Raw genomic sequence first — 24410 nt, 5'->3', positions numbered from 1 at the left:
CGACTCTGGTGTCTGTACGGCACCGTAGCTACCCGATGCACAGATCGGGCCCACATCGGGGATACAGACTTCGATGGGGTGTGCGGCCCACCGTGGGGGCAGCTCGGCGACGTTCCGGGCATCTCTCGACGGCCTGCTGACATCGGCTCCCTGCGTGATGTGCCGGGCCGCCACTCTTCCGGGAGGCGTGCATGAAACACGTACTCGTCACAGGAGGTGCGGGCTTCATCGGCTCGCACTTCGTCAAGCGGATCATCCAGACTGAGGACGTCGCCCGTGTGACCGTCCTCGACGCCCTCACCTACGCCGGTCACATCGAGAACCTGGGCATGGCGTTCTTGTCAGACAAGCTCCGGTTCGTCCACGGTGACATCCGAGACGCGACTGCCGTCGACAACTTGATGGGGTCCGGTCCCACAGCAGTGGTGCATTTCGCGGCCGAGTCCCACGTCGATCGCTCCTATGACGCGGCCGACGGCTTTCTCTCCACGAATGTTCTCGGTACCCGGGTGCTTGTCGACGCGGCTCACCGACACGGCATTGCCAAATTCGTCCACGTCTCGACCGACGAGGTCTACGGCCCGCTGCCGAAGGGAGCAGCGACCGAGGCTTCACCCATGCGCCCCTCGGTCCCGTACGCGGTGTCGAAGGCGGCCGCCGACCTGGTAGCCCTGGGTGCTCACCAGACCCTTGGGCTCCCGCTGTGTGTAACTCGCAGCAGCAACAACTACGGGCCCTACCAGTACCCGGAAAAGATCATCCCGCTCTTCGTGACCCGGCTCTTGCGAGGAGCGCCCGTCACTCTCCACGACCGGGGACAGCACGTACGTAACTGGCTGCACGTAGAAGACCACTGTGCCGGGATCGAAGCGGTGCTGCGTGGTGGGGAGCCGGGGGAGATCTACAACCTCGGTGGAGGCACTGACCTGTCCAGCAAGGAGCTGACCGGCCACCTGCTGAACATCTGCGGCGCGACGTGGGACGCGGTCACGTACATCCCCGACCGACCCTCGAACGACGTCCGCTACTCGATCGACTGGTCCAAGGCTCGCAACCAACTCGGATACCGGCCGACTCGCGGCCTGGAGGATGGGCTGGCTGAAACCGCCGAGTGGTACCGCCGCAACCCCGACCGGTGGGCCCCGCTCGCGAGCGGCGGTCTGCGGCGCACCGCTCCGGCCTTCCGCCCCGCGCTCGCACCTCTGGAGGGCGACCGTGCCTGCTGACCCGATCGCACCGCGCCGGATCCTGGTCACCGGTACGGGAGCCAACCCCGGCTTTGGGCTGGCCCGGAGCCTTACCCGCCTCGGCCACCGAGTCATCGCCGCCGACGCCAACCCTCTTGCCCCAGGCTTCCTGCTCCCACAAGTCGTGCCTCAGGTCATTCCGGCAGCTGACGACCAGGACTACCGGGCCCGCATGACCGGGCTGTGCCGGGCGCTGGCGGTAGACGCGGTGGTACCCGCCATCGAGAACGATCTTCCGCCGCTGCTGCGCATGAGTTCTCGGCTGGAGGAGATCGGTGTGCGTATGTGGCTGCCCGAACCTTCATCGGTACACACATGCATCGACAAGGCAGCCTTTCATCGTGTGCTCACCGAGCAGGGGGTGCCAACCCCTCGGTCATGGTGGGGCGACACCCTCGACCGGGTCCCCGGGAACACACAGTTGGTGGTAAAGCCCCGGCGCGGCCACGGCGCCCAGCACGTCCACTTCGTCGAGAGGAAGGAGCACGCCCTGCTGCTGAGCGAGGTGATCCCTGACGCCATGGTGCAGGAGCGGTTGTACGGAACCGAGTTCACGGCAGACTGCCTGGTGGACCGCACCGGCCGAGCGTCGGCGATCCTGCGCCGCCGGGACCTGGTGAAGGCCGGACTCGCCGCAGTCTCCACCACCTTCCGCGACACCATCGTGCTCGATCTCGTACTGGCCGCCCTACGTGCTGTACGCGCCGAGGGCCTGTGCTGTGTACAAGGTTTCGTCCAGGCGGACGGGCAGGTCACCATCACCGAACTGAACGTCCGGATCGCCGGCGGGTTCCCGCTGACCGAGGCGGCCGGAGCCGACCTGGTCGGCCAAATGGTCAACGGACTGTTCGGCCTCCCGGTCGACCATGACCGCCTGGCCTACCGGACAGGGGTGTTCCTGACCAACTACGTCGAGACGTTGGCCGTCGGTGAGACGGCCGACCTGAAGCGCATCGCCATGAACGGGGTAACCACATGAGCCTGACCATCCCCGACGCCCGGCGCAACGCATCCCCGTACCTCTACGGAAGAGAAGCGGCGTCTGTCGCCCGAGTCCTGGAGGCCGGCCAGTACGGACACACTGACCTCACCGCCGAATTCGAGAGGCGGGTCGCCGTGTACCTCGGCGTACCCGACGTGGTGGCCGTCAGTTCCGGTACCGCTGCCCTGCACAGTGCCCTGCTGGCCACAGGCATCGGCCTTGGCGACGAGGTGATCGTGCCGTCCATGACGTTCTGCGCCACTGTGCAGGCCATCCGGGCTGTAGGAGCTGCCCCGCGGTTCATCGACGTAGACCCGGCGACGTTGTGCGTCACCCCGCGACTCGTCATGGGCGCAGTCACTGATGACACGGCCGCCGTACTGCCGGTGCTCTTCGGTGGCCGGGCCGTCGACCTCAGTTCCACTCACGAGGAGTTGGCGGAGCGGGGCATCGTGGTCATCGAGGATGCCGCCCATGCCTTCGGCTCTCACTGCGGGTCCCAACACGTCGGCGCCGACGACACGGCCTTGACGTGCCTTTCCTTCGGACCGGTCAAGAATCTGACGTGTGGCCAGGGCGGGGCCGTCGTCCCCCGTACGCCCGAGGAGGCCGCCACTGTCCGCCGACTTCGCATGCTGGGCGTCACGCAGTCCCAGAGTGAACGCGCTGAGACCACCAGCTACCGGGTGGAAGGCTTCGGCCTGCGGTATCAGCTCTCGTCCATCAACGCCGCCATCGGGCTCGCACAGTTCGACCATTTTGACGCCACCGTGCGCTCCCGGCGGCATTTGTGGCGCACCTACAGCGATGCCCTGGAGGCGCTGGAGGGGGTGACGCTCGTCGATGTCGACCTCGACCACACGGTGCCGCACCTGTGTCAGGTACGCGTACCGCACCGGGACCGCGTATTCGCCCACCTACGGGCAAGGAACATCGGCGTCGGCGTTCACTACCCGCCCAACCACCTTCAGCCCGCCTTCGCACGCTGGACGCGTGACCTGCCCGCCACCGAACGGGTCAGCCGGGAAGTCCTGAGCCTGCCCTTCCACCAGCACCTCACCGAGGCAGACGTCCACCGAGTGGTGACCACCCTCGGACAAGCACTCAAGGCCACAGGCGGCTCATAATGTCGAATCTGCTCGTCGTGTGTCTGGGGAACTACTGCCGTAGCCCCTTCGCCCAGCTTGCTCTCGCTCGACGGGGCGGACCACATATGACCGTCCGCTCGGCCGGACTGATCGGCAAATGGCAGGATCAGCCAGCCCATTCCGCCATGATCAACGCCGCGCGGCGGCTGGGCTACGACCTTACTGCCCACCGCGCCCAGCAGATCAGCCTGGACATGCTGGAGTGGGCGGACACGGTACTCGCCATGGACGCCTCCGTTCTCGCCACCCTCCGGGCCGTCTGCGGTCCGGAGAACGAGAACAAACTGCGCCTCTACCTGGCCGACCGGGACGTGCCCGACCCGATGGGCCAGGACGACGCCGCGTTCCATGACTGCGCTGTGCTCATTGAAGTCGGCACCATGCTCCATACCGGTGGACGGATCACGTAGCCCACTGCGGGCCGCGCTGTTACCGGGACGCTGCGGAAAGGATCACGTCCACGAGCCTTTCCGCAGCGTCCGGACGACCGTGGGCCCTGGCCGCTGCGGCCATCGTGGCCCGGAGCTCCGGTTCGTCGAGGAGCGGTCCGACCGCCTCGCGCAGGTGCCGGCCATTGACGTCTCCGAGGAGCGCTACCGCCGCCCCGGACTCCTCCAGGTGGCGGGCGTTGTGGGACTGTTCGTTCCCGGCTGCCGTGGCGAGCGGGACGAAGACGGCGGGCTTGCCCAGGGCGGTCAGCTCGGCCAGGGTGCCCGCGCCGCTGCGGGAGATCACGAGATCGGCCAGGGCCAGGACGTCCGGCAACTCCGGTCCGACGAAGGCCGTGAGGTGGTACCGGGCGGCGAGGGAGGCGGGAAGCCCTGCGGCGCGCGCGGACAGCGCCTCCTGGTGGGCCGGGCCGCACTGGTGCACCACGTTGGCGCGCTCCAGCAGCCACGGCAGTTCGCCGCCGACCACGTCGTTGATCTGCTGCGAGCCCTGCGCGCCCCCGGTGACGTACACCGTCGGGAGCCGCCGGTCGAAGCTGTGGAGGCCGAGCGCGGTCACGGCCTTGTCCGGGTGGCCGGTCAGGACCTCCGGACGTACGGGGTTGCCGGTGACCACCGCCGCCGACCGGACGCTCTCCGGCAGGAGCGGCAGGGTCGACTCCGAGGACACGGCGATCCGCGCGGCGGAGCCGGCGAGCTTCCGGTTGGCGAGGCCGAGGCGGACTGTCTGCTCGTGCAGGACCAGAGGGACCCGACACATCTTGGCGGCGAGCCCGGCCGGCACGGCTACGTAACCGCCCGTGGCGAGCACGACGTCCGGCCCGAAGGCGGAGACAGCGCTGCGTGCTTGGGCGACCCCGAGCGGCACGCGCGCCATGTCCCGGACGTTGGCAGGAGACACCATCTTCAGAGGGTTCGCGTGACGCCGGATCTTGCCCGTGGCGACGGTGGTGAACGGGATGCCCTCCGCGCCGGCGACCCGGGCCTCCAGGCCCTCGGCCGTTCCGATCCACAGGACGTCGAGGGTGCGGCCGAAAGCCGCCAGGCGTGCCTGCAAGGTGCGGATCGCGGTGAGAGCGGGGTACGTGTGACCGCCGGTGCCACCGCCCGTCACGATCAGGCGGAAAACGGCCGTTTGCTGAGGCGCGGTGTTCACGCTGAGCACTCTAATGGCTGCTGTCCGGTGATCGTTCGCGATCGTCTCGGCGACGGAGGCGCCCGGGTTGCCCTTTCGGGCGCGATCTTCGCGTGGACTCCCTCCGGCGCCGTAGGGAAGGTGTCAGGAGTTTGTCCTGGGCTCCCGCAACGACTGAACGCCGCTGGGTCGGGTGAGCGTTGGAAAGTGCTGGTCACCGGGGGACCTGGCGTCCGAGAACGCGCTCGCCCGAGAGGATTCGCCGGCGCGTTGGTCACGCCGTTGGTCACAAAGGAGGTAGGCGGCCCACAAAGCGCCTGGTCAAGCGACCACGTGTCGGAACGACGACCGGGGCCGCCACCCCCCACAGGAGAGGCCCCGGTCGTCTTCCGCGGGGCCGCGGAACGACCCCGTACTCATCTCAGCGTCGGGACCGCGATTTCTGTCACACCGCTTCGCGTCCGCACAATGTTGCGGGTTGTACAAGTCATGGACGTGATGCCCGCGAAGGACGTAGCGTGCTGATTCGCGCAGGGTGGCGCGGCAGTGGTGACCAGCTGCGATTCAGGACAGCAGGGCAGGTTGAGGGAGTGCTGGGGGACGACGCGGGGCTTACCGCCGCGGTGCTCGCGGCGCAGGACGGGGACGAGGACGCCTTCCGGACTGTGTACCGCGCTGTGCAGCCGCGGTTGCTGGGCTACATAAGGACGCTGGTGGGGGAGCCGGACGCCGAGGACGTGGCGTCCGAGTCCTGGCTCCAGATAGCGCGCGACCTCGACCGGTTCAGCGGGGACGCGGACCGGTTCCGGGGATGGGCGGCGCGCATAGCGCGTAACCGTGCCCTGGACCATCTGCGGATGCGCGGCAGGCGCCCCTCGGCCGGCGGCGACGAGGCCGAACTGTCCGAGAAGCCCGCCGAGTCCGACACCGCGGCCGAGGCGATCGAGGCCCTGTCCACCGGGCGCACCATGTCGCTCATCGCCCAGCTGCCGCAGGACCAGGCCGAGGCCGTCGTGTTGCGTGTGGTGGTCGGGCTGGACGCGAAGAGCGCGGCGCAGACGCTGGGCAAGCGGCCGGGTGCGGTACGGACCGCCGCGCATCGCGGGCTGAAGCGGCTCGCCGAGCTGCTGCGGGCGGACAGCGCGGACGTGCCGGACGGCACCGCGCATCCCGGGGACGGGGAAAGGGACGGGGACGGCGGCGGTCCGGGCCACGCGGAGGAGGGCCGGACGGACGGCGGCGTCCCCAGGCAGGCCGACGGGCCGGCCCCCGTACAGGCACCGCACGGGAGTGCGGCCGGACGGACGGCGGAACTGGGCGCCGTACCCGCGCAGCGCCCCTCCCGCACCGGCCTGGTGGCGCCCGCCGGTGTGACGCATTCGCGTCTTTGGACGCAGAAGGACATGTGATGGCCGACGAGCAGTACGAATGGCTTGACAAGGAAGCGGCGGAGAAACTTCTCCGCCGTGAACCGGTCGATCCCGTCGACGGCCAGCAGGGACAGGATGCCGACAGGCTCGCGGCCGCGCTGGATGCCGCGGCCCGGTCCGCCCGCCCGGCCGCCGGTGAACTCCCCGGTGAGGCCGCCGCCCTGGCCGCCTTCCGCGCCGCCCCGCGCTCCGCGGCCCGTGCCCGCTCCGGGTCCGCGCGTTCCGGCCGCGGGTCCGCCGCCGGTCCGGACGGGGGCGGCGGCATGCTCGCACCCGTGCACATAGGCAGGGCCGGTTCCGGCAACGGGTCGGGCGCCGGTGCCGGCGCCCGGCCGCCGAGCTGGAGCCGGCCCGTCCGCTTCGGTCTGGTCGCCTCCCTCGCCTGCTGCGCGATCGGCGGGGTGGCGGTGGCCGCCGGGACCGGGGTGCTGCCCGGACCCTTCGGCCGGCATGCCCCCGGTCCGGCGACGTCGGTGTCGGCCGCCGCCTCGCCCGAGGAGCTCGGCTCGGGTCTCACGACCGACGACGGGACGCCGGAGTCGCCGTCCGGCACGCCGAGCCCGAAGAGTTCGCCCCCGGAGGCCCGGGACTCCGCCCGCCCCGGCGGCAGCGGCACGGAGGGGCCAGGACCCACCGGAACCGCCACCGACGGCGGGACCGGCGCCGGAACGCACGAGGACCCGGCCGGCGGCGTCCCGGACAGCACCAAGGGCACGGGCGGTGACCACGACGGCTCCGGGCAGCCCGGTACCTCGCCGCCCGACACCTCGGGCGCCTGGTACGCCAAGACGCTGAAGGCCTGCCGCGACTACCGCGACGGCAAGCTCGACGACGACCGCAGAGGCCGCCTCGAAGCGCTGGCCAAGGGCGCCCGCAACCTGGACCGGTTCTGCGAGCGGATGCTCGACGCGGCCGACGGCAAGGGTGGCGACGGCGACAACAGCGGCAGTGGTGGCAGCGGTGGCAGCGGCCAGGACGGCGACGACGGCGGCGACAGCGGCAGCGGCGGTGGTTCGGACGGCGACGGCCGGTCGACCTCCGGCGGCTTCGGCTCCCTCCCGTCGATCGGCTTCTCCCCCGTGGCCCCGCAGCCGTCGGCCGCGTTCGCCGGACCGGAACCCGCGACGGACCCCGGTGCGGAACTCGCGGCGGACCCCGGAACGGACGCCGGTGCCTCGCCGCCGTTGGTGCCCGCCGAGGCCCGCTGACCCCGTCCGCCACCGGGTGTGACGTTTTTCGGCACGCGGACGCAGTACAGAGTGAGCCGACTGGTCATCGGCAGCGTCCTGAGCCGGGGTTCCCCCCGTACCTTCGGCTCGGCGCAACGGCGCGGGCGGGACACGTTCCCCCGGTCCCGCCCGCGCCCCTCACCCGTTCAGACCGTTCAGGCCGTTCAGTTGTAGACGACGACCTTGTCGCCCTTGCGGACCTGGGCGTACAGCGAGGCGATCTTCCCCTCGTCCCGGACGTTGACGCAGCCGTGCGAGGCGCCGTTGTAGCCGCGGGCCGCGAAGTCCGAGGAGTAGTGCACCGCCTGCCCGCCGCTGAAGAACATCGCGTACGGCATCGGGGAGTCGTAGAGCGTCGACACATGGTGCCGGGACTTCCAGTAGACGGAGAAGGTGCCCTCGCGGGTCGGTGTGTACTGCGAGCCGAACCGCACGTCCATCGACGAGATGACCTTGCCGTCGATCATCCAGGACAGCGACCGGCTGTTCTTGCTGATGCAGATCACCCGGCCCTTCATGCACCGCTTGTCCGGCTTCGCGACCGGCCGGGTGGTCGGCGGGTTCAGCTCCGCCGCCGTCGGCTCGTGGGTCATGCCGAGCAGCTTCTGCCAGGTGAGCGTGTCCGCCTTGCCGGTGCGGGACAGTCCGCGCTTGCCCTGGAACGACTGCACCGCGGTGACCGTGACGGTTCCGTAGTAGCCGGTGGGGGTGCGGTTGAAGTGGCCGATCTGGCGCAGCCGGGCCTGGAGCTCGCGCACCTGCTTGCCCTGCGCGCCGCTCGCCATCAGCACCTTGCCCTGCGGGTCGGGTGCGGGTGCGCGCGTCGCCGTGGGCTTCGGCGGTGTGCTCGCCGGTTTGCCGGGCGCCGTGCTCGCGGACGGCGTCGGCGTCCCCGGCTCGTCCGCGCCGGGCTTGGCGTCGTCGGTGGGGCTGCCGCTCGTCGGCGCGGGTGACGGGGCGGACGGCGTGCTGCCCGCGGCCTGCGGTTCGCACCCCGCGGTCACGGCGGTCAGCGCGAGGACGGCGACGGCGGCGCCGGCCGTCGCCGCGGCACGGCTGTGACGGTGCGCGCGGCCGTGCACGGTCCTTCTGGTGCGTATCATCTCGGCCCCCTGGGTCTCCGTTATCTCATGGGACGGATTCCCGCCCTGCCCGGTTGCCGAATCCTGTGCATGACGGCGAAAGCGTTATCGAGATTGATCGTTACCGGTCAGTGGCCGGAGCGTTGGGCGCGACAGCACTCGCAAGGGTGATCTCTCGCCGATTGTCCGTGGCCCTGGATAAGCTCGAGATGGAGCTCTCCGTGGACCGTCTGCTCAACGGCGACGAGGATTGACGGGGCGCTCCGTCCCAGGACCTGAACCCCGTATCCGGAGTGTCGTACCCGCGTGCGACACTCCGTTTCATGCTGGGTGTCACTGACCTTCCGACCTATCTCGCCGGCCTCGTGCTGATCGTTCTGCTGCCGGGCCCGAACTCGCTCTACGTGCTGTCCGTCGCCGCCCGGCGCGGGGTGCGGACCGGCTATGTGGCCGCGGCCGGGGTGTGGACCGGGGACACCGTGCTGATGACCCTGTCCGCGCTGGGGGCGTCGTCGCTGCTGCAGACGACGCCCGTGCTGTTCGCCGTGGTGAAGTTCGCCGGGGCGGGCTATCTGACCTGGCTGGCCTTCGGGATGCTGCGGGCCGCGGTGTCCATGTGGCGTGAGCGGCACCGGCGGGTGGCCGAGCTGACGGGCGAGTCCGCGGACGGGGCCGAGGCGATCGGCACCATGGAGCGGCCGTACCGGCGGGCGCTGGTGGTCAGCCTGTTCAACCCGAAGGCCATCCTGTTCCTGATCTCGTTCTTCGTGCAGTTCGTCGATCCGGGATACGCCTATCCGGCGCTCTCCTTCCTGCTGCTGGGCACGCTGCTCCAGGTCGCCAGCTTCCTGTACCTCTCCGCGCTGATCTTCGGCGGTACCCGGCTGTCGGCCGCGTTCCGCCGCCGCAAGCGGCTCTCGGCGGGAGCCACTTCGGCGGCGGGCGTGCTGTTCCTGGGCTTCGCCGCGAAGCTGTCGCTCAGCAGCGTCTGACCGGACGCGCGGGTCCGGCCCGGACCGGCTCGGTGCCGTCAGTGGTGCCAGGCCTTGCCGCCGACGTTGTGGATCATGCGCTGGAGCACCTTCATGGTGCGGACGAACTCCTCGGGCGGGATGCCGTCGTGGATTTCCGCGCTCGCCCGCGCGACGCGTGCGTGGGCCCGGGTGCGCAGCTCGCCGCCCTCGGGGGTCAGCCGCAGCCGGGTGGCGTCGTCCTGGGTGATCAGGGCCTGCTCGATCAGGGCGTCGACCTCGGGTTCCATGCCGTCCCCGACGTCGAGGTAGCCGCGCAGCAGGGTGACCACCTCCGCCCGGGGGCGGCCCGATTCGTCCGCGTCGGCCAGTTGGTTCAGCACCCACCAGCGGGGCTGCGTCAGGCCGTGTTCGGCGAGGGCGGACCGGATGTGGCCCACGGTCGCGGTGTGTGCGGCCCAGCTCCAGTAGCCGATCGGCTGCCTGGCGAGACCTTCGTCGTCATGTGAGTAGTCCATGACGCCGAAGGTAGGAACTCAACCGCGCTTGAGGTCAAGGCCCAGCGGTGCCAGGTACCCGGCGAGCCCGGTGACGTCCTCGCCCGCCCAGCCGATGTAGCCGTCCGGCCGGACCAGGAACAGTCCTTCGCCGTACGCTTCGTACGCGTCGACACGGTGTACCAGGACCCTTTCCGGAACGGCGGACCCGTCCGGCTCCGCGTCGGTGCCGACCGCCAGCAGCGTGAAGTGCGGTCCCCGGTAGACGTCGAACAGCCGCCGGTCGCCGCAGGGCCCGTCCGGGGCGCGGTCACCGGCCTCCAGCACGCCCGCGCGGCCCGAGGAGAGCGGGCCGCCCCGGTAGCCGACGCCGAGTTGCTGGGCGGCCGCGCCGCGCTCCTGCTCGCCCCGGTGGATCCGGGTGGACAGGCCGAGCACCTCGGCGGCGACCGGCCGGCGCTCCTGCTCGTACGTGTCCAGCAGGGCCGGGGACGCGCCGTGGCCGAGCACCTGGCCGAGCTTCCAGCCGAGGTTGTACGCGTCCTGGACGCTGGTGTTCAGCCCCTGTCCGCCCGCCGGGGAGTGGACGTGGGCCGCGTCCCCCGCCAGGAAGACCCGGCCCTCGCGGAAGCGGTCGGCCAGGGCGGCGCGCGGCCGGAAGTCGGAGGACCAGCGCACCTCGGTGACGTCCGCCGCCTCCAGGTGTGTGCGTGCGGCGACCAGCGCGCGCACCCCCTCCGCAGAGGTGTCGGGCTCGCCCTCCTTGAACTGGGCGGCCAGCTGGAAGTCCTCGGTGCCGGGCAGCGGGCACAGCGCGATGAACCCGGAGCCGGTGTTCATCATGTGCCAGTTGAGGCGGTCGAGCGCGTCCCCGGCGACCCGTACGTCGGCCACCAGCATCGGTGCCGGGTCCACCGTCTCCCCGGTCATCGCGATGCCCAGCGCCCGCCGCACCGTGGAGCGCCCGCCGTCCGCCGCGACCAGGTAGGAGGCGCGGACCGGGCCGGTGGACAACTGGGCGGTGACCCCGTCCGGGTCCTGGTCGAGGCCGGTCAGCGCGGTGTCGAACACCACGTCGCCGCCCAGCTCCCGCAGCCGGGCCAGCAGGATCTCCTGGGTCCGCCACTGCGGCATCAGCCACGGTTCCCCGTACGGCTCGGCTTCCGTCGGCGCCGCCACCCGGAACATCCGGTGCTCGTCCGTCCGCTCGCCGTTCTGCCAGACCATCCCGACCGGGGCCGGACCGCCGTGCTCGCGGACCGCGTCGCCCACCCCGAGGTCGTCCAGGACCTCCCGGGTGCGGGGCTGGATTCCCTTGCCGCGCGAGCCGGGGAAGAGCGCGGGGGCCTGCTCCACGAGGAGGGCGGGCACGCCCCGGCGGGCCAGGTCGCAGGCGAGGGCGAGACCGCACGGACCGGCGCCGACGATCAGCACCTCAGTTTCCTTAACGCTGTTAAGTTCCATGTCGGGAGTCTGCGCTTAACGTTGTTAAGTTGTCAAGGCGGGGCTGTTAACTTGACCGGGTGGGTACGACGAAGATCGACCGGTCCCGGGTGGCCGACACGGCGCTGCGGCTGCTGAACGAGGTGGGCCTGGACGGGCTCACCCTGCGCGCCATCGCCAGGGAGCTGGACGTCAAGGCGCCCGCGCTCTACTGGCACTTCAAGGACAAGCAGGCACTGCTCGACGAGATGGCCACCGTGATGTACCGCCGGATGCTTGAGGAGGACCTGCCGGGCCCGACGCCGCAGGGCTGGCAGGAGCAGCTCGTCGCCTACAACAGCGGACTGCGCCGAGGCCTGCTGCGCTACCGCGACGGGGCGAAGGTCTACGGGGGCGCGCAGTTCACCGGCACCGACCACGCCGACGGGCTCGAAGGGCATCTGCGGACCATGGTCGACGCGGGCTTCGAGCTGTGGCAGGCGGTCCGAGCGGGCACCACCGCGTACTCCTACACGATGGGCTTCGTCAGCGAGGAACAGGGCGTGCGCCCGATGCCGGACCAGCGGCGGGAGGGCTTCGACGTCGCCGAACGCGCCGAGCGGCTGGCCCGCTACCCGCTCGCCGCGGCGGCCGGCTCCGAGATCTTCGCCAACTACGACGAACGCTTCGAGGACGGCCTTCGGCTCATCATCGCGGGCATCGAGGCGCGGTACGGGGGGCGCTGAGGCCCCGGGGCTACCGGCGGGCGTGCCGCCGCCGTATCCGGGTCAGCGCCGCCGGACCGAACGCCGTGGCCAGCAGCGCCACCAGCGCGGCCGCCCCGGTGAGCGTCCCGGCGCGGAGCCCCGGCGGCCGGAACGAGCAGTCCACCGTCGTCCGGCCCCCGCCCACCGGCACCGCGACGAGACCGAGGTACGAGCCGGCCGGGCGCCCGTCGCAGCTCCAGCCCGCGATCCGGGGCGCGGCCAGCACGGCGACCCCCTCGGTGCCCGCCGGGAGTTCGGCGTGCACCCCGCTGCCGGAGACCGTGACCCGCGTCGCCCCCGTGCGCTGCAGCCCCGCCACCGTTGCGGCGAGGCGCCCCGGATCCAGGCAGCCGACGGCCTCGTGCGGCACGGTCCCGTCCCGCTCCGCCCGCAACGTCACTGCGATCCGGCCCGCACCGGGCCCCAGCGGCAGCATCCCGGCCCGGCGGGCGGGCAGGTCGCCCCGCAGATCGGCCGGTTCACCGGCACCGCCCAGCCGCGCGGTGCCGAACAGATCGGGGGCCCACAGGAACACCTCGCTGCCGGCCGGGCAGCTCGCGCTCAGGGTGTACGTGCCGGACCGCACCTCGTACGCGTAGGCGTTCCGGTCCGTGACGGCCGCCCCGTCCGCGCTTCGCAGCACGGTCTTCGGCAGCGTGTACACCGGCGCGCCGAGCAGCTCCTCCTGGTTCCGGAACGGCGAACGCCCGAAAGGCGCGGCAGGCCCGGCGGACGGCCGTACCGTCACCAGCGGCGGGACGTCCCGCCGGGTCACCGTCACCGGCCGGTCGTCGGGGCGGTTCCAGACCTGGTGCGGGTCGCGCGGCATGTGCACCCGGGCGCCGACCGAGAACACCGCGTCGGTCACCGGGTTGTCCAGGCTCTGCAGGGCCCGGCCGCGTGAGGTGAAACCGCCGCCGAGCGCGAGGAAGGTGCGGGTCGTCACGTCCGGCGTATGGCTGCTGTAGTACGCCCCGCCCTGGCCGCCGACCGTCAACGGGTCGTTGGCGGTGCTCTGTTCCAGACCCGGGTCCGTGCGGTAGCGCGGCCAGCCGTCGACGCCCGCCACCGCGTCGGCCTGGAGGCGCTGGCGCTCGCCCCAGGGCGCGTAGTCGTCGAGCTGCTTCAGCCGCTGCCGGTCGGCGTACGCCGTGGTGGCGGCGGCCTGCCCGGCCTGTGCCCCCACCAGCAGCAGCGCCGCGAGCGCGAGGAACCTGCCGCCGCGCACCAGCGCGAGCGCGCAGACCGCCGCCACCAGGCCCGCCGCGAACAGCGGATACGTCCACCGGGTGACCAGCGCGCTGGGCGCGGCCGCCGCCGCGATCAGCACCAGCACCCCGCCGCCGGCCAGCAGCGCCCGCCGGTCCGGCCAGCTCCGGGCGACCGACGTCCAGGCGGCGATCACCACGATGCCGGAGAAGACGAACGTCTGCCGGAACGGGCTGCCGTTCGGCGTCGCGAAGGCGTGCCAGAGCAGATGGGTCGGCCCCCACTGCATGGACAGCGCGACCGCCGCCACCAGCCCCGGCCACACCCACCGCTCGGCGCGCGGCACGCCCCGGTGGAACGCGAGCACGCAGGCGAGCAGCAGGGCGCCCGTGCCCAGGAAGACCGCCGGGCTGAAGAATCCGTACGTGGCGGGCAGCAGCCGGGCCGCGACATCGGGCCAGGCGGCCGGGGCGAACTCCCGCGTCCAGCCCGGGTAGGCGTGCTCGGTGCCGAGGAAGACCGGCAGCAGGACCGGCGCGGCCAGACCGATGCCGAGCACCACCGTCCGTGCCGCGCGCACCAGCCCCCGCACCCGTTCCCGCGACTCCCCGTCCTCCAGCAGCAGCCGCACCACCAGAACCAGCGCGGCCCCGAGCGTGGCCATGTACGCGGTGTAGAAGTTGGACACCCAGGCGAGCGTCACCAGGAGCGTCCCCAGCACCGGCCGCCGCGCGGTCCGCGCCCACTCACCGGCCAGGCACAGCAGCGGGAAGGCGATCAGCCCGTCCAGCCACATCGGGTTGTACACCGCCTCCGCGACCGACCAGCCGCACAGCGCGTACGAGGCGCCGAGCACGGCCGCCGCCCACTCCCGGCCGCGCCCCCGGCGCAACGCGGTGAGCAGCCACGTCATCGCCGCCGCCGCCACCCCCGTCTTCACCAGCGTGACCACGTAGACGGCCAGGTCGACGCGGTCCCTCGGGAACACCCCGACGAGCAGGGCGAACGGGCTGCTCAGATACGTACCGAAATCGGGCAGGAAGCTGGTGCCGAAGCCGGACTGCCAGTTCAGCAGCAGCCCGCCGTCCCCGCTGCCGTGCAGCAGGTCCCAGAGATGGGCGTGGAACGGTACGAACTGGTTGCCCAGGTCGTTCACGCTGCGCGTGCGCGGGCCGAACGGGTAGCCGCCGGCCACCGCGTCGCCCACGCAGACGGTGACGACGGTGAGCACGGCGGCCAGGGCGGCGGCCGCGGCGCGAGGCGATCGGAGAAGCGGCGGAGTCCTCATGGTGGCTCGAATATGTCATCGAACATCGTGAAATCCCTTGCGGGAAAAGGCGGTTCACCTGATGGACCGCCGCCCTTCACGTGCCGGTCCCCGCCGGGTCACCGGGGCCGGACGACAAGGGAAGCCGTTCTCCGCGCCGACAGGGTGAGTTCACCCGGCGGCCGTTCAGGTTTCCTAGCGTGCCACGGAACCACGAACGGTTGAGGAACATCCGTACCTCCCCCCTACGCCCCTTCCCCCCACGGGCAGCAGACGCTTGGAGCGCCATGACGAAAGCCCGCACCCGTTGGCCACGGCAGCGTGACGCGGAGGAACCGGCACCGACCGACGGCGGCACGTCCTCCCTCGCCGCCGTCCGTCCGACGGAACTGGAGACCTGTCTGCGCGCCTGCGCCGCGCACAGCGGGAAGCTGGTCGCCGGTCTCGACCGGCGGCGCACGGCGCTCGCGGAGGCCCTGCGCAACCTGCTGGCCACCCACGCCGCCATGGAGCAGACACCCGCCCAGGCCGCCCCGGCCCCCCTGCTGCGCCGCACCGCCAGGACCGGCCCCGCCTCCGCGCTGATCATCGGCGACCGGCTGATGGACCCGCTGCTCGCGGTCGGCAACAAGGCGCTGGACTGCGGCTACGAGGACGAGCTGAAGCTCGCGGCCCTCGTCGCGGACACCGTGCTGACCCAGCGCACCCGCTCCCGCGCGGCCTGGCGGCTGCGGGCCCGGGTCCTGGAGGCCATGGGCGCGGAGGCCGACGCCGTCGAGGCGTACGGGCGCTACCTCGCGCTCACCGACGACGACGGCTTCGGGATCGCCGCGAGGACGGCCGGGCTGCGCGCCGGGGCGGAGCGCCAGGGTGAACTGCTGCGGATGCTGGAACGGGACTGCCCGGAGGCGGCGGGCTTCGCCGGGGCACCGGTCACCGACACCTGGGCCGAGGGCCTCGCCCTGCACGCGGGCGGCAACTGGAACCGGGCGCGGTCCCGGCTGATCGGCGCACTGCTCGCCCAGGACCGGTCCGGCGCCCCGGTACCGGAGATCCAGGAGGCCCTGGCGCACTACCTGGGCCTCGCCCTGGAGGCCGGCGGCGCACCGGGCAGCGGCGCCACCGCGCGCACCGCCCCGCGCGACGCCAACGGCAACCGCGACGCCAACGGCAACCGCGACGGCAACGCCAACGGCGACGCCGCCCACCTCACCGAGCTGATCGCGCTCTACGCCGGACAGCGCCGGAGCCGGATGCGCGGACCGGTGGCGGACCCCACCTTCGGCGGGGTCGAGTGGGTCACGCTCGGCGAGTTCCGCAACCACATCGCGGGGAAGTCGATCTGCCTGATCGCCAACTCCCAGCGAGTCGGCACCGGTTCGCTGGGCGCCGAGATCGACGCGTACGAACTGGTCGTCCGCTTCAACTCGTACCGGATAGACCCGGCCGCCACCGGCAGCCGCACCGACATCCACGCCAGCATCCACAAACACGGCTTCAACTGGGACCAACAGGTGCACACCCGGCTGGTGTTCGGCGGGCTCGCGGGCGACTGGAAGTACTCGCTGCGCACCCGGCTGGTGCCGGGCGCCCAGCGGTACCTGGGAGACGAGTCGCTGCGCTGGCCGCTGCGCGACATCGGCAAGGTCGGTACGGACGTCTGGCCGTCCATCCCCACCAGCGGCTTCAACATGCTCTGGCTGCTGGACCACCTGGACGTCAGCCCGCGACTGGACCTGATCGGCTTCGACTTCTACGAGAGCGGGGCCTACCGGCTGCCCGCCGCGATGAAGATGCCCATCACCTCCGTGCACGAGTACACCAGCGAAAAGGCGTGGGTCATGGAACGCGCCCAGAGCGTCACCGATACGAGGATCTCACTGCGATGACGACCACGCCCCCCGCGCCCGTGCCCCACGTGCCCGCGCCCGCCAACGCGCTCACCGGCAAGCGCCGGGTCGCCTTCGCGAGCTTCGTGGACGAGAACTACCTGCCCGGCTTCCTCACCCTGCTGCGCAGCCTCGCCCTGTCCAACCCGGGCGTCTGCGAGGACTTCATCGTGCTGCACGACGGGCTGCGCCCCGCCTCCGTCGCCCGCATCCGGGAGCTGCACCCGCGCGTCGAGTTCCGCCGGGTCGACGCCGCGCACTACGACTCGTACGCCAAGGGCGACCAGGACAACTACCTCGTGCGCAAGGCCTACTTCATCCTGGACGTGTTCCGGGTGCGCGACTACGACACCGTGATCACGCTGGACACCGACATGGTGGTCCTCGGCGCGCTGGACGAACTGCTTCGGCTGCGCGAGGGACTCGCCGCCGTACCTCAGTTCTTCTACGGTCAGCACAAGCTCAACAGCGGGCTGTTGGTCATCCAGCGCGAGTACCTGAGCGACGCGTTCTGTGCCCGGATCGACGAGACCGGCCGCTCGGGCGCGTACGAGCTGGACAAGCACGACCAGGGCATCCTGAACGCCGTGCTCGACGGCGACTTCGTACAGCTCGACTCCCGCTACAACTTCGTCAAGCGGCGGCTCTCCGGCGACCTCCCGGTGCCGGACACCACCGCGATCCTGCACTTCACCGGCCGGCACAAGCCCTGGCAGGGCGGCGAGGCGGGATACGGACAGGCCGAGGACCGCTGGCGCGAGTTCGAGCTGTCCGACGCCGAGTTCCACGCCGCCTACCTGGCCCGGCCCGGCACCAAGCACCACGACCTGCTGGTGCACTACGGCACCCCGCACGTCCGCCGCACCGCCGATCCCGACAGTGCCCGCCGGGTCGCCACCGCGCACATCGTCGCCGGTGAGTACCAGGAGGCGGCCGAACTCCTCGGCTCCGTCCGGATCCCGGTGGACGAGGCCTGGCCGCACGAGGTGCTCGGCCACGCGCTGATGAGCGTCTCCCGCTACGAGGAGGCCCGCGCCCAGCTCCTGCTGGCCGCCGCCGCCCCCAACCGGGCCGCCACCGCCTTCTCGCGGCTCGCCCAGATCGCCTGGATCCACGGCGACGACACGAGCGCGGCGCGGTACGCGCTCGACGGGCTCGGCGTCGACCCCACCCACCGGGGAAACCGGCTGATGTACCAGCGCACCCGGGACGCCGAGGCGCCCGCGGAGGGAGCGCCCGAAGACCAACTGGCGCATGTCGCCTTCTACATGGACCGGCAGGGCAACGCCGGGGACAAGCTCCTCCCGGAAAGCGTCCGCCTCGCCTTCGGCCGCGACACCGGGCCGGCCCGCTGGCACTCCGTCCACGCCCACCGGCTGTTCGACGAGGCCGCGCTGGAACGGGTCAACGCGAGGCGCGGTCTCGTCATCGGCGGTGGCGGCCTGTTCATTCCGGACACCGCGCCGAACGGCAACAGCGGCTGGCAGTGGAACGTCCCCGACGCGTTGCTGGAGCGGATCGACGTCCCCGTCATGGTGTACGCGGTCGGCTTCAACGCCTTCGACGGCCAGGCGTACGGGCACGGCCGGGAGCGGTTCCTCTCCTCACTGCGCAAGCTGGTGGAGCGCTCCGCGTTCTTCGGGCTCCGCAACCACGGCTCGATCGCGAAGGTCCGCGAGCTGCTGCCCGCCTCGCTGCACGACAAGGTCCGCTTCCAGCCCTGCCCGACCACCGTCACCCGGCAGCTGGTGGACGGCTGGACCGATCCGGCGGAGCGCGAGAACACCGTGCTCGTCAACGCCGCGTACGACCGCGCCGGGCTCCGCTTCGGCCACGACTACGGGCACTTCCTCGCCGAGATGGCCACCGCCGTGCAGGGGCTCGGCAAGTACGCAGAGGTGAAGTGCGTCGCCCACTCGCTGGACGACGAGCGGATCGCGTTCGACCTGCGGCGCGAGCACGGCATCGCGCTGCCGGTGATCCCGATGTACGACTTCGGCAACGACGCGATCCGGGACACCTACGCCCGGACGAAGCTGGTCATCGGGATGCGCGGGCACGCGGGCATGATCCCGTTCGGCTGCGGCACCCCGGTCATCAGCCTGATCTCGCACCCGAAGATGGCGTACTTCCTGGCCGACATCGAGCGGCCCGAGTGGGGCATCTCCGTCCACGACCGGCACCTCGGGGCGCGGCTGGTGGAGCGGGCGGCCGGGCTGCTGGACGACCACGCGGCGGCGGTGGCCGATGTGCACGGACGCCAGCAGGAACTGTGGAAGGTCACGGAGGCGAACGCCGCGGACCTCCGGCTGATCCAGGCGGGCGTGCGCGTCTGACACCACGACGGGCGGTACGGGTGAGGGGGCGGGGCGCCGACCGGCACCCCGCCCCCTCACCCGTACCTAAAGCGACCTCACCGCCTGGCGCCCGGCCGCAGCGCCTTCGCTCGCCGCGCCACCCGGCGCACCGCCGCACTGCGCGGCAGGAACCCGAACTGCTGCGGCACCCCGCCCGGCAGCGCGAGCGCGGTCAGCCGCCTGCGCTTGAAGTAGCGCCGGGTCGCGGCCGCCGGACGGGCGGCGAGATACCGCTCCGCGACCGGCCGGAGCCCCGGATAGATCTTCGGCTGCATGGCGAAGCCGACCGCCCGCACCAGGTCGTTCAGCCCGTCCGCCGCCAGGTCGTTCAGCCCGTCCGGCGTCACGGCGGGGACTGCCGGAGCCGGGGCCGGGTCGGGGTCCTCCAGGTCCGGCACCAGCGCGTCCACCAGCGTGACCGGGACCCGGTTGCTGTTCTCGTACGGCGTCAGCCGCTCCAGCAGGGTGTCCGTACCGACCCGGGCCACCGGCAGCCCGTAGAACGCGGACGCCGTGAGCAGCGCCGTCGAGAAGCAGCCGACGACCAGCGCGGGCCGCATCCGCCGGTACAGCACCTCGGCCAGGACCGGGGCGGTGAGCACCCCCGCGTCCAGCACGGTCAGCTCCGCGCCGAGCCTCGCCGCCTCCGCCGCCATGCCGCGCGACCACTGCGCAGGGGCCGTCGGGTGCGGTTTGAAGACCAGCCGGGAGTGGCCCAGCCGGACCGCGCCGCGCATCATCCGCAGGTGCAGCTCCTCCTCCTCGGCCGCGCTGATCAGGCCGAGCGCGGAGAGGTACTGGCCGAGCAGCAGCGCGGGCGCCTCGATGGACGGCACCCCCGCCGCGACGTCCGGCGCGTCGCCCAGTTCGCCGAGCACCTTGAGGAACGCGTCGGTCGGCACGGTCTCCGGCTCCACGCCGAACTCCGTGAGCAGCAGCGGCCGCAGCCCCGGCACCAGGTCGAGGTGGAGCAGCCGCCGCACCCGGGTGCCGACCAGCGGGTCGATCTTGTTCCGGGTCGGCCCGTAGCTCATCAGCCCGTCCGCGTACACATCGACCGGTACGCCGGTGAAGATCTGGGCGACCGCCATGGCCGGGTCGACCTGGATCGACTCCACGGCGAGCTCGACGGCGTCGTCGCCCAGTCCCCAGGCGAGCCGCAGATGCCGTTCCCACAGCGGTACGTCGTCCGGGCGCGGGGACCAGGCGCCCGGGTGGTGCGGGGCGATCGTCGCGTTCCACGACACGACGTCGTCGAACCGGCCGCGCAGCACGTCGAACCCGGGCATCGCGTCGAGGGCGGTCGCCGTCTCCGGGATCGCCGCGTTGTTTGAGACGAGCAGGACGCGGCGACCGGCGTCCTCGAAGAGCCCCGCGTCCAGGGCGGCGGCGAGCGTGGCCGTGCCGTAGAGGGTGGAGGCGAAGAAGATCTGCGTCGTACGTTCCCGGCTGCTGCTCACGCGGCCGCCACCTCCTTCGCGGCGGACCGCCGCCGCAGCCGGCGCAGCAGCGTCGCCCGCTTGACGTCCATCGAGTCGATGGCCGCGTCCAGCACATCCTGCGGCATTCGCCCCAGTGCGCCGGCGCTCATCGTTTTCAGGGCGCGCGCCACGGCCGGCTCGAACCTTTCGATCGAACCCATGTGATGGGAAATGATCGCGCAATAGTTGCGGACCGCTTTCGGCAGGAGTTCCGCCGCATCCCGGTCCGCCGCTGTTTCCCTTATGACCTGGTCGAACGAGCGAATGAAATCGAGCTGGCGCATGTCACCGATCTGGGTGAGCGACGAGGCGACGCCGCGTCGGTAGAAGATTCCGAGAAGTCCCAGCACCGCGAAGGAATCCGCTTCCCGGTGCAGCCGCCAGATCCACGGCCGGTCCTCCGCCGTGCGCAGCCCGTCCGTGAAGTGCAGCAGCCCCCGGTCCAGCAGTCTGCGGTGGTAGAGGCCCGCCCAGGCGTACGCGTAGTCGACCGAGGTGGAGCGCCCGGCGGGCAGGATCGCGTCCCTGGGCGCGGAGACCACGTTCCTGGGGCCGTGCGGGACGCGCTGGACGGTACGGGTCCTGCCGTCGGCCTGGACATGGTCGGTACGGACGAAGTCGCAGCCCAGCGCCTCGGTCCTGGCCAGCAGATCGGCGTAGTAACCGGGGGCGAGCCAGTCGTCCCCGTCCAGGAAGGCGAGGTACTCGCCGCGGGCCGCGTCCAGACCGGTGTTCCGGGCGGTGGCCAGTCCGCCGTTCTGCTGATGGCTGCGGACGACCACCCCCGGAATCTCCTCCTGCGCGCGGCGCAGCATGTCCGCGGTCCCGTCGGTCGAGCAGTCGTCGACGAGAATGAACTCGAAGTCCTCGCGGGCGTTCGCCCGCAGGCTTCTCAGGGTGTCGGGGGCGTATGTCTGCACGTTGTAGAACGGCACGATGACCGAGAGCTTAACCACCCGCGTCACGCTAGTTCCGGGCCGGGCATTCGCCCTTTCGGCCGTACGGACACGAGGTGAACGGCGCCCGTCGAAATGATGAACCGGTAAGCATCCAGGGGCGCGTTCTGGGCCCGTTCAAGCAGCCGGGCTGCGGGTTGGGTAATCGTCGGCGGGCTGTTAACCCTTTGTTGCTGTCACGTTGGGCTGCGCACCCCCGGACCTTCCTACCTTCTAGGACGTGCCCCCCAGTAAAAGCAATTCGGCTTCGCCGGCAGAACCGGAATCCGCAGGCGCCTCGCCCCCGGTGCTCCGGGTCGCCGTGCTCGCGGACTCCGACACCCGATGGAAGTGGGGCGCGCTCACCGCGCGCCGGCTGACCTCGGGCGGTGGCCGCGCGGACGCGCCCCGGGCGGAGATCAGCGGACTGCTGCTGCGCGGCCGGGCCACCCCGACGCCGCGCCAGCTGGCCGAGGTCGGGGACGTCGGCATCGATCCCGGCCGGGTCCGCGAGGTGACGGCCGCCGAGTTCCTGCGCACCGTGCGGGACGAGGGCTACGACCTGGTGGTCCTCGCGCTGGTCGGCGGCGCCGTCCAGGCGATGCTGCACGGCCTCGCCGCACTGCGGACGCCCGCGCGCCCCGTCGTCGTCACCGGCTATGTCGGCGTCGTCTACGAGAAGCTCGCGGACGGGCTGCTGCTGCGGCACGGCGCCGACGTCGTCCTCGCCAACTCCCGCGACGACGCGGAGCGCTTCCGCGCGGTGTACGAGGGAGTGGGCGCCGACGCCTCGGCCGTCACCGAGGCCGCGCTGCCCTTCCTCGGCGGCGAGCCGCACCGACCCGAACCGGGTCGCGACACCGTCGTGTTCGCCGCGCAGCCCTCCGTACCGGCCTCCCGCGCCGACCGTACGTACCTGCTGCGCAGGCTCGTCGAGCACGCCAGGCTGCACCCGGAGCGCGAGGTGCTCCTCAAACTGCGCTCCAAGCCCGGCGAGCACACCACGCACATCGAGGAACTCCCGTACCAGCGGCTCGCCGAGCGGCTGCCCGGCGGGCTCCCGCCCAACTTCCGCCTGGTGTACGGGCACATGGGCGAGGTCCTGGACCGCACCGACCTGCTGGTCACCGTCTCCTCGACCGCCGCCCTGGAATCCCTGCACCGGCGCATTCCCACCGCCGTCCTCACCGACCTCGGGGTGCGCGAGACCCTCGGCAACCACCACTTCATCGGCTCCGGACTGCTCACCTCCTGGGACCACCTGGACGGCGGCGCCCATCCGCAACCCGACGCCACGTGGCTGTCCGGCCAGGGCGTCGCGGCCGACGGCGGCTACGGGAGCGCCTACGACACCGCACGGGCCCGGGTCACCGCCCTGCTCGCCGAGCGGGACCGGCTGCCGGACCTCACGCCCTACTACACGCCCGCCACCGCCCCCGGCTACCTCCCCGGCATCCTCGCCCGCCACCACCTGGCCCCCGACGGCCACCCGCTGCCGGGCGCCACCGCGACCGGTGAGCGCGGCCGGGTCAGGGGAGCGGTACGCGAAGCGGTACGCGACGCCGCCAGGGGCGCCTACCGGCACGGCGTCCAGCGCGTCGCCCCGGTCGTCCGACGACTGGGCGAGCTGTGAACACCACCACCACGACACCCACTGGAGCAGCGATGACGCAGCCCACCGCACGGCCCACCGTGCTCGCGGTGATCCCCGCCAGAGGCGGATCCAAGGGCGTACCGGCCAAGAACCTCGCCCAGGTCGGCGGCGTACCGCTGGTCGTCCGCGCGGTCCGCGCCTGCCTCGCCTCGGCCGAGGTGACGGACGTCGTCGTGACGACCGACGCCCCGGCCGTCGCAGAGGCTGCCCGCGCCGCCGCAGAAGCGCTCGGCGAGACCGCACGCCTGCACTGCGTACAGCGCCCGGAGGCCATCGCGGGGGACACCGCGACCAGCGAGGCCGCCGTGCTGCACGCGATGGACAGCTACGAGGCCGCGTACGACCGGAGCGTGGACGTCGTCCTCCTCGTCCAGTGCACCAGCCCCTTCGTCGCCCGCGAGGACATCGACGGCGTCGCCGCCGCCGTCGCCCGCGAAGGCGCGGACTCGGCCGTCACCGTCGCCCCGTTCCACGGCTTCCTGTGGCGCGACGGCAGCGCGGTCGAGGACCACAACTACGGCGTCAACCACGACAAGTCGGTCCGCCCGCGCCGCCAGGACCGGCCCGAGGACCTGCTTGAGACGGGCGCCGCCTACGCGATGGACGCGGCCGGATTCCGCACCCACCGGCACCGCTTCTTCGGCCACACCGCACTGGTGCGCACCGACCCGGCACGCGTCCTGGAGATCGACGACCCGCACGACCTGGCCCGAGCCCGCGCGCTCGCGCCGCTGCTCGACCCGGCGCCGCTGCCCACCCGCGAGGACATCGACGCGGTCGTCCTCGACTTCGACGGCACCCAGACCGACGACCGGGTCCTCATCGACGCCGACGGCCGCGAGACGGTCGCCGTGCACCGGGGCGACGGACTCGGCATCGCCGCCCTGCGCAAGGCGGGCGTCCCCCTCCTGATCCTCTCCACGGAACAGAACCCGGTCGTCGCCGCCCGCGCCCACAAGCTCCGCGTCCCCGTCCTGCACGGCATCGACCGCAAGGACCTCGCGCTCAAGCAGTGGTGCGACGAGCAGTCCATCGCCCCCGAACGGGTCCTGTACGTCGGCAACGACGTCAACGACCTCCCCTGCTTCGCCCTCGCCGGCTGGCCCGTCGCCGTCGCGAGCGCCCACGACTCGGTACGCGCCGCGGCGCGCGCCGTGACGACCACCCCCGGCGGCTCCGGCGCCATCCGCGAGATCGCGGCCTGGCTGCTCGGCCCCACCCTCACCACCACCCCCACCAAGTAGCTAAGGAACACCCTC

At 71.9% G+C, this 24410-nt stretch carries 19 protein-coding genes; 12 read left to right on the top strand and 7 right to left on the bottom strand.

The features are described from left to right. Positions 1 to 191 precede the first annotated feature (191 nt). Genes ACZ601_RS32430 through ACZ601_RS32415 form a run of 4 tightly spaced genes read left to right on the top strand, consistent with a single transcriptional unit; the run spans position 192 to position 3787 of the window. A complete protein-coding gene (locus ACZ601_RS32430; protein WP_469544686.1) occupies positions 192 to 1226 on the top strand; it encodes a dTDP-glucose 4,6-dehydratase in 1035 nt (344 codons plus the stop codon). After that, on the top strand, positions 1216 to 2226 hold the full coding sequence (locus ACZ601_RS32425) for an ATP-grasp domain-containing protein (RefSeq protein WP_469544684.1): 1011 nt from the start codon (positions 1216 to 1218) through the stop codon (positions 2224 to 2226). The genes ACZ601_RS32430 and ACZ601_RS32425 overlap by 11 nt, the downstream gene beginning before the upstream one ends. Then, positions 2223 to 3356 carry a DegT/DnrJ/EryC1/StrS family aminotransferase gene (locus tag ACZ601_RS32420; protein WP_469544682.1) on the top strand — a complete coding sequence of 378 codons (1134 nt, stop codon included), beginning with the start codon at positions 2223 to 2225 and terminating at the stop codon, positions 3354 to 3356. The genes ACZ601_RS32425 and ACZ601_RS32420 overlap by 4 nt, the downstream gene beginning before the upstream one ends. Then, positions 3356 to 3787, top strand: a complete 432-nt coding sequence (locus ACZ601_RS32415; RefSeq protein ID WP_469544680.1) for an arsenate reductase/protein-tyrosine-phosphatase family protein — start codon at positions 3356 to 3358, stop codon at positions 3785 to 3787. Before ACZ601_RS32420 ends, ACZ601_RS32415 begins: the two co-directional genes overlap by 1 nt. A 19-nt stretch (positions 3788 to 3806) precedes the next feature. Here the strand turns inward: ACZ601_RS32415 and ACZ601_RS32410 are convergent, their stop codons facing one another. Then, entirely contained in the window at positions 3807 to 4982 is a 1176-nt protein-coding gene (locus ACZ601_RS32410; RefSeq protein ID WP_469544677.1) for a UDP-N-acetylglucosamine--N-acetylmuramyl-(pentapeptide) pyrophosphoryl-undecaprenol N-acetylglucosamine transferase, read from the bottom strand. A gap of 569 nt (positions 4983 to 5551) precedes the next feature. Here ACZ601_RS32410 and ACZ601_RS32405 point away from each other — a divergent pair. Then, positions 5552 to 6370: an RNA polymerase sigma factor gene (locus tag ACZ601_RS32405; RefSeq protein ID WP_469544834.1), complete on the top strand. Its 819-nt coding sequence runs from the start codon at positions 5552 to 5554 to the stop codon at positions 6368 to 6370. Further along, positions 6370 to 7599 (top strand): hypothetical protein, encoded by a 1230-nt coding sequence (locus tag ACZ601_RS32400; protein WP_469544676.1) that lies wholly within the window; start codon positions 6370 to 6372, stop codon positions 7597 to 7599. The genes ACZ601_RS32405 and ACZ601_RS32400 overlap by 1 nt, the downstream gene beginning before the upstream one ends. A 185-nt stretch (positions 7600 to 7784) precedes the next feature. Here the strand turns inward: ACZ601_RS32400 and ACZ601_RS32395 are convergent, their stop codons facing one another. After that, the gene (locus ACZ601_RS32395) at positions 7785 to 8723 is read right to left on the bottom strand and encodes a L,D-transpeptidase family protein (RefSeq protein WP_469544674.1); all 939 of its coding nucleotides are present in this window, start codon (positions 8721 to 8723) and stop codon (positions 7785 to 7787) included. 302 nt (positions 8724 to 9025) lie between these two features. Here ACZ601_RS32395 and leuE point away from each other — a divergent pair, with 302 nt between their 5' ends. Beyond that, the gene (leuE, locus tag ACZ601_RS32390; RefSeq protein WP_440576657.1) at positions 9026 to 9694 is read left to right on the top strand and encodes a leucine efflux protein LeuE; all 669 of its coding nucleotides are present in this window, start codon (positions 9026 to 9028) and stop codon (positions 9692 to 9694) included. A gap of 38 nt (positions 9695 to 9732) precedes the next feature. Here the strand turns inward: leuE and ACZ601_RS32385 are convergent, their stop codons facing one another. Together ACZ601_RS32385 and ACZ601_RS32380 are read right to left on the bottom strand one after the other, a co-directional pair. Then, a complete protein-coding gene (locus tag ACZ601_RS32385; RefSeq protein ID WP_440576658.1) occupies positions 9733 to 10191 on the bottom strand; it encodes a MarR family winged helix-turn-helix transcriptional regulator in 459 nt (152 codons plus the stop codon). Positions 10192 to 10209: 18 nt separating this feature from the next. Then, positions 10210 to 11634, bottom strand: a complete 1425-nt coding sequence (locus ACZ601_RS32380) for an FAD-dependent monooxygenase (protein WP_469544671.1) — start codon at positions 11632 to 11634, stop codon at positions 10210 to 10212. 59 nt (positions 11635 to 11693) lie between these two features. Between ACZ601_RS32380 and ACZ601_RS32375 the strand changes: the two genes are divergently transcribed. Beyond that, entirely contained in the window at positions 11694 to 12338 is a 645-nt protein-coding gene (locus ACZ601_RS32375) for a TetR/AcrR family transcriptional regulator C-terminal domain-containing protein (protein WP_469544669.1), read from the top strand. Between the two features lie 10 nt (positions 12339 to 12348). Here ACZ601_RS32375 and ACZ601_RS32370 read toward each other — a convergent pair whose 3' ends face one another. Then, positions 12349 to 14856, bottom strand: a complete 2508-nt coding sequence (locus tag ACZ601_RS32370) for a YfhO family protein (RefSeq protein WP_469544667.1) — start codon at positions 14854 to 14856, stop codon at positions 12349 to 12351. A gap of 266 nt (positions 14857 to 15122) precedes the next feature. Between ACZ601_RS32370 and ACZ601_RS32365 the strand changes: the two genes are divergently transcribed. Together ACZ601_RS32365 and ACZ601_RS32360 are read left to right on the top strand one after the other, a co-directional pair. Further along, positions 15123 to 16724 carry a MalT transcriptional regulator family protein gene (locus ACZ601_RS32365; RefSeq protein WP_469544665.1) on the top strand — a complete coding sequence of 534 codons (1602 nt, stop codon included), beginning with the start codon at positions 15123 to 15125 and terminating at the stop codon, positions 16722 to 16724. Continuing rightward, complete coding sequence (locus tag ACZ601_RS32360) at positions 16721 to 19060, top strand: glycosyltransferase (protein ID WP_469544663.1); 2340 nt, start codon at positions 16721 to 16723, stop codon at positions 19058 to 19060. Before ACZ601_RS32365 ends, ACZ601_RS32360 begins: the two co-directional genes overlap by 4 nt. Before the next feature lie 77 nt (positions 19061 to 19137). Here ACZ601_RS32360 and ACZ601_RS32355 read toward each other — a convergent pair whose 3' ends face one another. Together ACZ601_RS32355 and ACZ601_RS32350 are read right to left on the bottom strand one after the other, a co-directional pair. Continuing rightward, positions 19138 to 20541: a polysialyltransferase family glycosyltransferase gene (locus tag ACZ601_RS32355; protein WP_469544662.1), complete on the bottom strand. Its 1404-nt coding sequence runs from the start codon at positions 20539 to 20541 to the stop codon at positions 19138 to 19140. Beyond that, on the bottom strand, positions 20538 to 21518 hold the full coding sequence (locus ACZ601_RS32350; protein WP_440576665.1) for a glycosyltransferase family 2 protein: 981 nt from the start codon (positions 21516 to 21518) through the stop codon (positions 20538 to 20540). The genes ACZ601_RS32355 and ACZ601_RS32350 overlap by 4 nt, the downstream gene beginning before the upstream one ends. A 220-nt stretch (positions 21519 to 21738) precedes the next feature. Between ACZ601_RS32350 and ACZ601_RS32345 the strand changes: the two genes are divergently transcribed. Further along, positions 21739 to 23130 (top strand): DUF6716 putative glycosyltransferase, encoded by a 1392-nt coding sequence (locus ACZ601_RS32345; protein ID WP_469544660.1) that lies wholly within the window; start codon positions 21739 to 21741, stop codon positions 23128 to 23130. Between the two features lie 32 nt (positions 23131 to 23162). Continuing rightward, a complete protein-coding gene (locus tag ACZ601_RS32340; protein ID WP_469544658.1) occupies positions 23163 to 24395 on the top strand; it encodes a cytidylyltransferase domain-containing protein in 1233 nt (410 codons plus the stop codon). The last annotated feature ends 15 nt before the right edge of the window (positions 24396 to 24410 follow it).

This window comes from Streptomyces sp. NPDC104307 (genome assembly GCF_055584045.1).
The sequence above is the reverse complement of the archived record's forward strand: the minus strand, read 5'-3'. Positions and strand labels throughout refer to the sequence as shown.